At 67.1% G+C, this 12,899-nt stretch carries 9 protein-coding genes; 3 read left to right on the forward strand and 6 right to left on the reverse strand.

What is annotated here, in order from left to right; all coding sequences use genetic code 11:
• The first annotated feature begins 9 nt into the window (after positions 1-9).
• From polA to coaE, 3 genes are all read left to right on the forward strand, one after another.
• Positions 10-2,670: a DNA polymerase I gene (gene polA / locus A5678_RS06715; RefSeq protein WP_197502060.1), complete on the forward strand. Its 2,661-nt coding sequence runs from the start codon at positions 10-12 to the stop codon at positions 2,668-2,670.
• Positions 2,671-2,878: 208 nt separating this feature from the next.
• Positions 2,879-4,318: a 30S ribosomal protein S1 gene (gene rpsA / locus A5678_RS06720; protein WP_068040097.1), complete on the forward strand. Its 1,440-nt coding sequence runs from the start codon at positions 2,879-2,881 to the stop codon at positions 4,316-4,318.
• Between the two features lie 12 nt (positions 4,319-4,330).
• On the forward strand, positions 4,331-5,545 hold the full coding sequence (gene coaE / locus A5678_RS06725; protein WP_068040100.1) for a dephospho-CoA kinase: 1,215 nt from the start codon (positions 4,331-4,333) through the stop codon (positions 5,543-5,545).
• Positions 5,546-5,667: 122 nt separating this feature from the next.
• Here coaE and A5678_RS06730 read toward each other — a convergent pair whose 3' ends face one another.
• The 6 genes from A5678_RS06730 to A5678_RS06755 all read right to left on the reverse strand — a co-directional run bounded on the left by A5678_RS06730 (position 5,668) and on the right by A5678_RS06755 (position 12,650).
• Positions 5,668-6,084 (reverse strand): hypothetical protein, encoded by a 417-nt coding sequence (locus A5678_RS06730; RefSeq protein WP_068040102.1) that lies wholly within the window; start codon positions 6,082-6,084, stop codon positions 5,668-5,670.
• A gap of 42 nt (positions 6,085-6,126) precedes the next feature.
• Positions 6,127-7,128: a non-homologous end-joining DNA ligase gene (ligD, locus tag A5678_RS06735; RefSeq protein WP_068040104.1), complete on the reverse strand. Its 1,002-nt coding sequence runs from the start codon at positions 7,126-7,128 to the stop codon at positions 6,127-6,129.
• A 62-nt stretch (positions 7,129-7,190) separates the two neighbouring features.
• A complete protein-coding gene (locus tag A5678_RS06740; RefSeq protein WP_068040107.1) occupies positions 7,191-8,876 on the reverse strand; it encodes an HAD hydrolase family protein in 1,686 nt (561 codons plus the stop codon).
• A gap of 58 nt (positions 8,877-8,934) precedes the next feature.
• On the reverse strand, positions 8,935-9,369 hold the full coding sequence (locus tag A5678_RS06745; RefSeq protein ID WP_068040108.1) for a CBS domain-containing protein: 435 nt from the start codon (positions 9,367-9,369) through the stop codon (positions 8,935-8,937).
• 104 nt (positions 9,370-9,473) lie between these two features.
• On the reverse strand, positions 9,474-9,914 hold the full coding sequence (locus A5678_RS06750; protein WP_068040111.1) for a DUF402 domain-containing protein: 441 nt from the start codon (positions 9,912-9,914) through the stop codon (positions 9,474-9,476).
• A gap of 75 nt (positions 9,915-9,989) precedes the next feature.
• Positions 9,990-12,650: an FHA domain-containing protein gene (locus tag A5678_RS06755; RefSeq protein ID WP_197502055.1), complete on the reverse strand. Its 2,661-nt coding sequence runs from the start codon at positions 12,648-12,650 to the stop codon at positions 9,990-9,992.
• Between the last annotated feature and the right edge of the window lie 249 nt (positions 12,651-12,899).

The raw sequence follows: 12,899 nt of genomic DNA on the forward strand, positions 1-12,899 counted from the left end.
CCGACACTGATGTTGCTCGATGGCAATTCGCTGGCATTTCGGGCGTTCTACGCGCTGCCCGCCGAGAACTTCAAGACCCGCGGCGGCCTGACCACCAACGCGGTCTACGGCTTCACCGCCATGCTGATCAACCTGTTGCGCGACGAGGCCCCCACGCACGTCGCCGCGGCGTTCGACGTGTCCCGGCAGACTTTCCGCTCCGAGCGGTACCCGGAGTACAAGGCGAACCGCTCGTCGACGCCCGACGAGTTTCACGGCCAGATCGACATCACCAAGGAAGTGCTGAACGCGCTGGGCATCACGGTGCTGGCCGAGCCCGGCTTCGAGGCCGACGACCTCATCGCGACGCTGGCCACCCAGGCCGAGAACGAGGGCTTCCGCGTCCTGGTGGTCACCGGGGACCGGGACTCCCTGCAGTTGGTCAGCGACGACGTGACCGTCCTCTACCCGCGCAAGGGCGTCAGCGAACTCACCCGGTTCACACCCGAAGCCGTCGTCGAAAAGTACGGGCTGACGCCCCGGCAGTACCCCGACTTCGCCGCCCTGCGTGGCGATCCCAGCGACAACCTGCCCGGCATCCCCGGCGTCGGGGAGAAGACCGCGTCGAAGTGGATCGCCGAATACGGCTCGCTGCAAGGTCTGGTCGACAATGTCGATTCGGTGCGCGGCAAGGTCGGCGACGCGCTGCGGGCCAACCTCGCCAGCGTGATCCGCAACCGCGAGCTCACCGACCTGGTCAAGGACGTGCCGCTGGCCCAGACCCCGGACACGCTGCGCATGCAGCCGTGGGATCGCGACCAGATCCACCGCCTCTTCGACGACCTGGAGTTCCGGGTGTTGCGCGACCGGCTGTTCGAGACCCTGGCCGCCGTCGAACCCGAGGTCGACGCGGGTTTCGACGTGCGCGGCGGCGCGCTGCAGCCGGGTGAGCTGGCGGTGTGGCTGGCCGAGCACAGCTCGGGCAAGCGGTTCGGCCTGGCCGTCGTCGGCACCCACCTGGCCTACGACGCCGACGCCACGGCGCTGGCCATCGTGTCCGCCGACGGGGAGGGCCGCTACATCGACACCTCCACGCTGGAACCCGAGGACGAGGGGGCGCTGGCGTCCTGGCTGGCCGACCCGGGTCCGCCCAAGGCGCTGCACGAAGCCAAGCTGGCGATGCACGACCTCGCCGGGCGCGGCTGGACGCTGGCCGGCGTCACCTCCGACACCGCGCTGGCCGCCTACCTGGTGCGGCCCGGGCAGCGCAGCTTCTCCCTCGAGGACCTCTCGCTGCGCTATCTGCGTAGGGAGCTGCGCGCGGAAACGCCCGAACAGCAACAGCTTTCGCTACTCGACGATTCCGACGGCACGGACGATCAGGCGGTGCAGACGCTGATCCTGCGGGCCGTGGCGGTGCTGGATCTGGCCGACGCGCTCGACGAGGAGCTGGCCCGCATCAACTCCACGTCGCTGCTCGCCGGGATGGAACTGCCGGTGCAGCGCGTGCTGGCCGGGATGGAACACACCGGTATCGCAGTCGATTTGGATCTGCTCGGCGAGCTGCAGAGCGATTTCGCCCACCAGATCCGCGACGCCGCCGAGGCGGCCTATGCGGTGATCGGCAAGCAGATCAACCTCGGCTCGCCAAAACAGTTGCAGGCGGTGCTCTTCGACGAGCTGGAGATGCCGAAGACCAAGCGCACCAAGACCGGCTACACCACCGACGCCGACGCGCTGCAGTCGCTGTTCGACAAGACCGGCCACCCGTTCCTGCAGCACCTGCTCACCCACCGCGACGCCACCCGGCTCAAAGTGACCGTGGACGGACTGCTGAACTCGGTGGCCTCCGACGGGCGCATTCACACCACGTTCAACCAGACCATCGCGGCGACGGGTCGGTTGTCGTCGACCGAGCCGAACCTGCAGAACATCCCGATCCGCACCGAGGCCGGGCGACGCATCCGCGATGCGTTCGTGGTCGGTGACGGTTACAGCGAGCTGATGACCGCCGACTACAGCCAGATCGAGATGCGGATCATGGCGCACCTGTCCCGGGACGAGGGCCTCATCGAGGCCTTCAACACGGGGGAGGACCTGCACTCGTTCGTGGCGTCGCGGGCGTTCGGCGTGCCGATCGAAGAGGTCACCGCCGAGCTGCGCCGCCGGGTCAAGGCGATGTCGTACGGGCTGGCCTACGGGTTGAGTGCCTACGGCCTGTCGCAACAACTGAAAATCTCCACCGAAGAGGCGAAGGAACAGATGGACGCCTACTTCGCCCGGTTCGGTGGGGTGCGCGACTACCTGATGAACATCGTGGAGCAGGCCCGCAAGGACGGCTACACCTCGACGGTGCTGGGCCGCCGCCGCTACCTCCCCGAGCTGGACAGCAGTAACCGCCAGGTGCGGGAGGCCGCCGAACGCGCGGCCCTCAACGCCCCCATCCAGGGCAGCGCCGCCGACATCATCAAGGTGGCGATGATCGAGGTCGACAAGGCGATCAAAGAGGCCGGACTGAAATCCCGCATGCTGCTGCAGGTACACGACGAACTCTTGTTCGAAATCGCTCCGGGCGAACGGGGCCAGGTCGAGGCGCTGGCCCGCGAGAAGATGGGCGGCGCCTATCCGCTCGACGTCCCGCTGGAGGTTTCGGTGGGTTACGGCCGCTCATGGGACGCCGCAGCGCATTGACTGGCGCATTGGTGCCCGAGGATGATCGAGCCCAGATAAAATTGGCGGGAAATTCGCGTTGCCGTCACTTTCGCGGTGGGCAAATGCCCGGTTGTCGCGCAAGTGGCGCGCCGCCCGGGTTTGGCCAGCGTGTACGCAGTCGAGTAACCTCAATAGATAAATCCCAGTTTTGTCCCTACGACCCAACCTGTCCGGAGCAACCCACCACATGCCGAGTCCCACCGTCACCTCGCCCCAAGTAGCCGTCAACGACATTGGCTCCAGCGAGGACTTTCTTGCCGCAATAGACAAAACGATCAAGTACTTCAACGATGGCGACATCGTCGAGGGGACGATCGTCAAAGTGGACCGGGACGAGGTGCTCCTCGACATCGGCTACAAGACCGAGGGCGTCATCCCCGCCCGCGAGCTGTCCATCAAGCACGATGTCGACCCCAGCGAGGTCGTTTCCGTCGGCGATGAGGTCGAAGCTCTTGTTCTCACCAAGGAGGACAAAGAGGGCCGCCTGATCCTGTCCAAGAAGCGCGCGCAGTACGAGCGCGCCTGGGGCACCATCGAGGCGCTCAAGGAGAAGGACGAGGCCGTCAAGGGCACCGTCATCGAGGTGGTCAAGGGTGGCCTGATCCTCGACATCGGCCTGCGCGGCTTCCTGCCCGCGTCGCTGGTCGAGATGCGTCGTGTCCGCGATCTGCAGCCGTACATCGGCAAGGAGATCGAGGCCAAGATCATCGAGCTGGACAAGAACCGCAACAACGTCGTTCTGTCGCGCCGGGCTTGGCTGGAACAGACCCAGTCCGAGGTGCGCAGCGAGTTCCTCAATCAGCTGCAGAAGGGCGCCATCCGCAAGGGTGTCGTCTCGTCCATCGTCAACTTCGGCGCGTTCGTCGACCTTGGTGGTGTCGACGGCCTGGTGCACGTCTCCGAGCTGTCCTGGAAGCACATCGACCACCCGTCCGAGGTCGTCCAGGTCGGCGACGAGGTCACCGTCGAGGTGCTCGACGTCGACATGGACCGTGAGCGGGTTTCGTTGTCGCTCAAGGCAACCCAGGAAGACCCGTGGCGGCACTTCGCCCGCACGCACGCCATCGGCCAGATCGTGCCGGGCAAGGTCACCAAGCTGGTTCCGTTCGGTGCGTTCGTCCGCGTCGAGGAGGGCATCGAGGGCCTGGTGCACATCTCCGAGCTGGCCGAGCGCCACGTCGAAGTGCCCGACCAGGTGGTGGCCGTCGGCGACGACGCCATGGTCAAGGTCATCGACATCGACCTGGAGCGCCGCCGGATCTCGTTGTCGCTCAAGCAAGCCAACGAGGACTACACCGAGGAGTTCGACCCGGCGAAGTACGGCATGGCCGACAGCTATGACGAGCAGGGCAACTACATCTTCCCCGAAGGCTTCGACGCCGAGACCAACGAATGGCTTGAGGGGTTCGACAAGCAGCGCACCGAGTGGGAGGCCCGCTACGCCGAGGCCGAGCGCCGGCACAAGATGCACACCGCGCAGATGGAGAAGTTCGCCGCTGCCGAGGCGGCCGGGCACGCCGAGCCCCCTGCGGGCAACGGCGCGCCGGCGGAAAAGGCGGCCGGCGGGTCGCTGGCCAGCGACGCCCAATTGGCGGCTCTGCGGGAGAAACTCGCCGGCAACGCCTAATCGCGTTCACGCATGCTCCGTATCGGGTTGACCGGTGGCATCGGCGCCGGCAAGTCGGCGCTGTCGGCCACCTTCGCGAAATGCGGTGCGGTCATCGTGGACGGTGACGTCATCGCGCGCGAGGTGGTCCAGCCGGGCACCGACGGATTGGCCGCGCTCGTCGAAGCGTTCGGTGACGACATCCTGCTTCCCGACGGATCGCTGGATCGTCCGGCTTTGGCCGCCAAGGCCTTCCGGGACGACGAGGCGCGTCAGCGGCTGAACGGCATCGTCCACCCACTGGTCGGCAAGCGCCGCGCCGAGATCATCGCCTCGGTGTCCGAGGATTCGGTGGTCGTCGAAGACATCCCGTTGCTGGTGGAGTCGGGGATGGCGCCGCTGTTTCCGCTCGTCGTCATCGTGTACGCCGACGTCGAGGTGCGGCTGCGTCGGCTTGTCGATCAGCGGGGCATGCCCGAAGAGGACGCCCGCGCCCGCATCGCCGCACAGGCCAGCGACGAGCAGCGCCGTGCCGTCGCCGACATCTGGGTGGACAACTCCGGCAGCCCGGAAGACCTGGTGCGGCGGGCCCATGACGTGTGGGACCACCGGATACTGCCATTCGCGCACAACCTGACCCAGCATCAGGTCGCGCGGGCGCCGGCGCGGTTGGTACCGCCCGATCCGAGCTGGCCGGATCAGGCGCGGCGGATCGTCAACCGGCTGCAGACCGCCTGCGGCCACCGGGCGATTCGGGTGGACCACATCGGTTCGACCGCCGTGCCGGGCCTTCCCGCCAAGGACGTGATCGACGTGCAGGTCACGGTCGAATCCTTGGCTGTCGCTGACGAACTCGTCGAGCCGCTGTTGGCCGCCGGCTATCCCCGCATCGATCGCATCACCTCCGACGTCGCCAAGCGCGATGCCCGCAGCGCCGTCGAGTGCTATGACCACAGTGACGATGCGGCGCTGTGGGACAAGCGGATTCACGCCTCCGCCGACCCGGGTCGCCCGACCAACGTGCATATCCGGGTCGATGGCTGGCCAAACCAGCAGTTCGCGCTGTTGTTCGTCGCCTGGCTGTCGGCCGACCCCGCGGCGCGCGCCGATTACCTGTCCGTCAAACAGTCGGCCGAAACCCAGGCCGGCGGCGACACCGCGTCCTACGTCGACGCCAAGGAGCCATGGTTTCTTGACGCCTACCGGCGCGCCTGGGCGTGGGCGGATTCGACGGGCTGGCGACCCTAGCCGGGCGACGATGCGGCTCGCGCAGCGAGGTGAGGAGGAGTCGGGCAATCGACCCTAGCCGGGCGACGATGCGGCTCGCGCAGCGAGGTGAGGAGGAGTCGGGCAATCGACCCTAGCCCGGATCAGCCGGGCAGGGGTGCGCCGCACTGCAGCGCACCGTTGTTGGGATCGGCATTTCCGGGGGCCGGTTTGACCATTTGGTCGGCCTGGGTGAAAACGTTGTCGTCGACGTCGATCTCGCAGTGCACGTTCGCCGAATACGGGAAGCGAAGCACAATCCGCATGCCGGCCTGTTGCGGGTCGGGCAGCACCGTGTTGGCCTCGAATACGTTGCCGGGCATGGACGGAAGGTTGGTGGTGTTGGTCTGGCCGCCGTTGATGATGAAGGTGGCCTGACTGCCGGTTGTGAGCGCGTCGACGCGGGCACGGTAGGTAATGTTGTGCAGGTCCGCCCGCGCGGTCGCCGGACTCAGTTGGGAGCCAACGGCGATGATCGTCACCGCGATGATGGGCAGCAGCCTGTGGCCGGTGCAGCTCATAGTTGGTGACATTACGCTCAACGTGATCCCGGGACCAAGCGGTCAGGCCCCGGTCTCCCGTACCACCTCGCCGGCGTCCTTGTCGGTGCGGACGCCGAGGTAGCGCGGGTGGCGCAGCTTTCCGTCCCGGGTCCATTCGGTAAAACCGATCTGCACCACCAGTTCGGGACGCGCCCAATGGGCGCCGGCTTCGCGCACCAGGCCGCGGGTGAAGGGCGGCGTCTCCCGCGTGATCGCCGACAGCCGCTCGTGCAGGCGGCGCAGCGTAGCCTCGTCGAAGCCCGTCCCCACCTTCCCGGCGTAGACCAGGTCGCGGCCGTCGTAATAGCCCAGCAGCAACGCGCCCAGCTCCACCCTGCTGCCCTTGGGACTGGTGTAGCCGCCCACCACGAATTCCTGGTCGCGCACGCACTTGAACTTCAACCAATGCTTCGAGCGGCCGCCGTCGTAAGTCGACTCGGCCAGCTTCGCGATCACGCCCTCGTCGCCGCGCTCGCAGGCCGCACGATACGCGCTCAGTCCGTCGGCAACCCGGTGCGGGGTGTAGCGCAGCGGCCCACCGAATTCAATTGCATTGCGGAGCAGCCGCTTCCGCCACGTCAGCGGCGCGTCGACCGTGGCCCTGCCGTCGAGGTGCAGCAGGTCGAAGACGTAATAGAAGACGCGGACCGGCGATGCGCGGGCGACCTCGGGGTTGGTGATGCCCAGGCGGCCCTGCAGCCGGGCGAAGCTGGTGCGGCGCCCCTCGAACGCCACCACCTCGCCGTCGAGCACGAAACGGGTGGTGTGTTGCACGGCGAGCGCGTCGACCAGTTCCGGATAGGTTCCGTTGAGCGGCTGGCGATTTCGCGACAACAGCCGCACCCGGGCGCCGTCACGAAATGCCAGGCAGCGCATCCCGTCGAACTTGCGCTCGAAGACCCACCGTGGATCGGAGAACCGCTTGTCGGTCAGGGTGGCCAGCGTGGGGGATCGCCAGTCGGGCACCGGCTCATCGTGCAGCGCCTCACGCACCGCGCCGGGCAGAGCGCCGAAGGTCGTCATGACACTTCGCCCGCGTGCTCACGCATGCCAAAACCGTACCGTCCCCCTTGCCCCGGCGGGTATTACTCGTTTGGAGACGCCGAACGCGGTCGCCCGGTGGAATCGGTGCGCAGATACCGTTCTTCTACCGCGCGGATTAGTTCGTGCCGAATGCGTTCCACGTCGGCGGCATGACGCGCGAGTATCTCGTCCTCCCAGGCCGCCACCTGCTTGGCCAAGTCCTTGTCGGCAATGGTGCCGTCCAGCCAACGGGAAAAGTCCCCGCGGGCGAGGTGATATTGGAGTGCCCGGTAGTCGAGATGGCCTAAGGCGGCCTGAAATTCGTGCATCGTCGCGGCCGGCCGGACGGGTCGGCCTTCGACGGTATGGAAGTAGAACCGCCGCTCGTCGGGTAGCCGGATATCGGCGTATTTGTGGCGGTGCCGCACGTGCCCGGTCTGGCGCTCAGCGACGGTAAATGCGCGAGACGGGCCCCCTCCGAAGCTGATCGTGGCCCGGCGTACCGAGGTCATGTTCGCTTCGGCGGCCCTGGTGGTGAGTGTCAACACCACGTCGCTGTTGTCGATCTCCTGGGCGGGCAATGACGCCGGTGCGAATGACGACAGCACGTAGCCGCCGCGACGTGCCCAGTGCGCTTCCTCGTCGGTGCCCAACAGATGCGCCTCGTCGTAGATCACCCAATGCGGGAATCCGTGATGTTCGCGGTGCGCCTCGGCGGTCTCCCGCAGCCGGCGTACGTAGTCGGACTTGGCAGGCTCCGCGAGACCGGAGATGTCGATCACCACGCTCGAACCCGGATGGAGACCGTTGACCAAGTCGGTGGGTTCGGGAAGGTGGTGACGACCATCGATGATCTCCACCCCGGTGAGCTCGCGCAGCTGTAAGTGGTCGCCTTCGGGGTCGATGACCAGGACGCAATATGTCGCCTGGATCCATCTCTCCGCCAACAGCCCGACCAGGTGGCTTTTCCCCGACCCGGCAGGACCGGTGACGAGGACGCGGCCCTGGCTTCCCGGTATCCGGGTGGGAGTCTGGTCGTCGAAGGTGCCGATGTTGATCCACCGTCGCGTCGGGCACCAGCGTTGTGCCCCGCTGAGGTACGGGCCGGTCAGCAACTCGGCGACGCCGGCGCCATTCGGTTCATTGAGGACGAGGTCGGCGCGCCGGCGCGCGGACGAGATGGCATCGGCCACCGCGACACCGATCTCCGCGATACCGAAAAGCGACAAGTCGTTCTCGGCGTCCCCGACGGCGACGGTGTTGTGCGGCGAGAGATTCATCGCGGCCAGGGCCCCGCATAGCCCGGTGCCCTTGGTGACACCGGCAGGCAACACCATCAGGGCCGCCCGGTTCCGCACGACCTGGCAGTCCAGTCCGAGCTCGCCGATCACCTCGGCGACGGTCGCGGCGTGCTCGCCGCTGATCGCCACTATCGCCTCACCCCGACGGAATGGCACCCAGCGCTCGGCAAGTGCGTCATCAAGGCTGCTGTCCACGGGCTCTGCCAGGGCGCTTGCGTGCCCCTCGACCGCCATCACCGCGCCGTTTTCCAGCACCAGCGCGTCGAAGTGGTCCGCGATGTGGGGAAACTCCGTTTGCAGTTCCGCTCCGATGCGACCGGTGACCAACACGACTGTCAGCCCTTTGTGCCGAGCATCGTCTATGGCGGTCAGGGCCTTGGGTGACACCTGGCCGCGCGATGTCAGTGTGCCGTCGAGGTCGACCGCTATCACTTGGAAAAACGTCACGGCTTCCTCGGATCCGTTCGCCTGACGGCCATATGCGGTAAGCCGGCCCGTGGAAGGGTCAGTGGCTGGTGATGGCAGGCTGGGCGCAGATCGCTTTGACGAACTGGGCGATGGCGTGCTCGGGAAGGTGGCGGGCGATATCGGCTTCGCTGACGATGCCGACCAACCGATGGTTGTCGATCACGGGCAGCCTGCGGACCTGATGCTCCTCCATGAGGGTGAGCATCTCGTCGATACCGGCATCGGCTTCGACGTGGTAGGCACTGCCCTGCGCTAGTTCACCCACCTGCAAGGTGTCCGGATCATGTCCGGCCGCAATGCATCTGATCACGATGTCGCGGTCGGTGATCATTCCGTGTAGGCGGTCGTCGTCGCCGCAGATCGGCAGTGCTCCTACGCCCAGGTCGCGCATCTGCCGAGCCGCGGCCATCACCGTCTCATGTTCACCGGCACAGCTGGCGCCGGTGTGCATGATTTCACGCGCGGTGGTCATGCTCTTCTCCCTAAACAATTGCTGACACGGCACTGCCGAAATTAGGGCCACCGGTGCGCCGAGGATAGGGCCGTTAGACCTTGGTTCGGGCTGGAGCTCCGCCCCTACCTCTCGCGCCAGGTCAGCTCCATCCCGTACCCGGCCAGCCAGCGGGACAGGTCATAACCATTGCGGGCCAGCCCCGCGATGGCGTCCACGGCGCGAAGCACCGCCCGCTCGGCGACCTCGGGGGTCAACAGGCCGTGGCGGACGGCATCCAGCAACTCGTCGACGTCGGTGAGGTCCGCGCCGTCGCCGGTGCGGACCTCGATGTCGAGGTAGTGATCCTCGGAATGCCAGACGTTGGGGTCGGGCGTGTACTCCCCGACGTCGAGGTAGTAGTCGTGACCGCGTTCATGGCCCGGGTTGAAGTGAAAGACCGTGGCGCGCAAACCGACCGACGGTAGCAGCCATGACTCGAGGTAATGGAACTGGGCGCGGCCGGGGGTGGGCCGGGCTACGTAGAGGCCCCACGGGTGCACCGCGTAGTCGTCCACGGCCCGCACGATGCCTTTGGGATCGGTGTTGGTGCGGGCGTTCAGGTCGAACGTCTCGTGCTTCGGTGGATGGATGATGCAACTCTAACGCCGAAGCCGGATTTTCCACCGCACGAGTCCGGCATAGAACAGTGACAACGCCGCGAGCATGCCCATGTCGAGCAGCCAGACCTTCGGCGTGTGTTGCCAGAACCGGTCCTGGGACAGCAGCGAATCGGGCACCAGGTGCCGCAGGTCGACCGTCGACGCCGCCGCGGCGTAGCCCCACCGCGCGGGCATACCGAAGGAGAGCTGGTCCAGCCCGAGCCGGCCGGTCACGGGAACCATGCCGCCGCACAACACCAACTGTGCCATCACCGTCACGACGAACAGCGGCATGATCTGCTCGCTGGAGCGGACCAGCGACGAGATCGCCAGTCCGAGAATCGCCGAGGCGACACAGGTCGCCGCGACGGTGGCGAACAGTTCGGTGGTCGCCCCGATGGTCGAATGGCCGAGCAGAACGGCGCCGCGCGTCGGCGCGCTCTTGCCGATCACCACGATCGCGGTGATGATCGCCGACTGCAGGACCGCGAACCCGCAATACACCGCCGTTTTCGCGAGCAGGTAGGCCGTGGTCGACAGCCCGACCGCCTGCTCGCGCTGGAAGATCGGACGCTCGCCGACCAGGTCGCGGATGGTCAGCGCGGTACCCATGAACGCCGCGGCCGGCATCAGCAGGGCCAGAATCTGGGCCGCTTCGTCGGGCGTCCCGGCGTTTGCGCCGGGCAGATGGAATCCATTGCTGCCCGGAACGGTCAGGGACAGCGACCCCAGGATGAACGGCAACAGCGCCAAGAAGATGAAGTACGCCCGGTCGGCGACCACCAGGCGGATCTGCCGGCGGGCGACCGTCGAAATCTGGCGCCGCACACTGGTATGCACCGGTTCGCCCAGGGCCCCAGGCTCATCGGCCTTGTCCGGCACCGGTTTCTGCGGGCGCTTCTCGGCGTCACGCTGCTCGAGGAAGCGCCGGTTGGCCTCTTCGGGGTCGGCGCCCACCTTGGTGAAGATCTTCGCCCAGTCGGTGGTCCCCATCGCCTCGCCGATCTGGTCCGGCGGGCCGCAGTAGGCCGTCTTGCCGCCCGGGGCCACCAACAGCAGCTGATCGCAGGTGTCGAGGTAGGACAGCATGTGCGTCACCACGATCACCACCCGCCCGGCGTCGGCCAGCTGCCGCAGCATCATCATGACCTGGTGGTCGAGCGCGGGGTCCAGGCCCGAAGTCGGCTCGTCGAGGATCAACAGCGAAGGGCCGGTGAGCAACTCGAGCGCCACCGAGGCGCGCTTGCGCTGACCGCCGGACAGCTTGTCCACGCGGGTGTCGGCGTGCTTGGTCAGGTCGAGCTCTTCGAGGACCTGGGCGACGACCTTCGCCCGGTCGGATTTGCTGGTGTCGGGCGGCAGTCGCAGTTCGGCGGCGTAGCCGAGGGCCTGGTTGATCGTCAGCTGCCGGTGCACCACGTCGTCCTGCGGGACCATGCCGATGCGGCTGCGCAACGACGCGTATTCGGCGTGAATGTCGTGGCCCTCGAACGTAACCGAGCCGGAGCTGGGGGTGCTGTAGCCGGCGATGAGCCTGGCCAGGGTGCTCTTGCCGGCGCCCGACCCGCCGATGACGGCGGTCAGCGTGCCGGGGCGCGCGAGCAGCGAGATGTCGTCCAGCAGCTGTTTGCCGTTGTCGACGACGTACTTGACGTTGTGCACCTCCAGACCGACGGTGCGCGTCGCGGCCTCGCTGCGTTGGGTCAGGGCGCCGTCATGAAAAACCAGATCGATGTTGCCGATGGTGACTACGTCGTCGTCGGACAGGATCGCCGATCCGATCCGGGTGCCGTTGACGAAGGTCCCGTTGATGCTGTTGTCCCGGATTTCCGTGCCGAGCGGCGTCTGCACCAACGTCGCATGCCGGCGTGAGGCCAACACGTCGGAGACCACTATGTCGTTCTCCGCGGCGCGACCAATCGTCCTGGCGCCCGGGGTGCCCGCGGCGGCCGACGAGCGCGGTGAAAGCAACTTCACAAACCGCGTCGCAAGGTTCGACACGTCGGCGGTCTTGGCGTCGACCACGGTGAGTTCGGTGGGCGGCGTCGCGGCTGGCGGCGCCGCGCCGGCGTGCACGACGGTCCGCTCGTTGAGCGGTGCGCCGCGGAGGCCCGGCGCGGGCACGGGCCCGTCCGGCGCCGGGCGGGGCGGTGAAACCCGCTGGCGGGACGGCGAATTCGGCACCCCCACCGGCGGCCTGGGCGGCAGCGGTCGCGACGGTGCCGCGTTGGCGCCGCACCGGCCTGGATTCCTGACCGGATTCGTCTGCTCGGGAAGCGCCGACCAAGCCAGCGTCGGCGGCCCGGCCCCCGGGCTCGGCCGCGTCCTGCCCGGCCGGTCGGTGTAGCCCTGCCGCGGTCCGATGGCGAAGGTCAGCCGTGGCCCCTGCGGGTTGCCGACGTGAATGCTCTGACCGTCGTGGACGTCGATGACCGGCATCCGGTAGCCGTTGAGATAGGTTCCGTTCAGCGACCCGTTGTCTATTGCCAGCCAGCGGCCTTGGTCGAAACGCAGGATCAGGTGGGCACGCGAGATCCGTGGATCGGCGATGCGCACGTCGGCGTTGGTATCGCGGCCGATGACCACCTCGTGGCCGGCCGCGAAGGATCGTTGGGACCCGTCGTGCCGAATCGTCAGGATGGGCGGGGCGGGTCGAGTCACTACACAAGTATCGGTGCGTCGGGTGAGTGGTCTCTATCGGGATCGCCTGTGATTTCGCTATGTTTCGGTCCGGCCACTCATAACCGTTTCATAGCTTGCTGAGGCGAACCCCCCACCGGGATCCGGCATGATCTGAACGGAGGGGGTGCAGTCGGTTGTTTCGCGGGGCGCCGGGCACACCGTGGTGCCGGCCGCAGCGCCGACGCGGAGCAACGGCCCAATCGCGATGCCCTGGCAATGCGAAGGACG

This window comes from Mycobacterium sp. E2733, from assembly GCF_001667585.1.
Lineage (GTDB): Bacteria > Actinomycetota > Actinomycetes > Mycobacteriales > Mycobacteriaceae > Mycobacterium.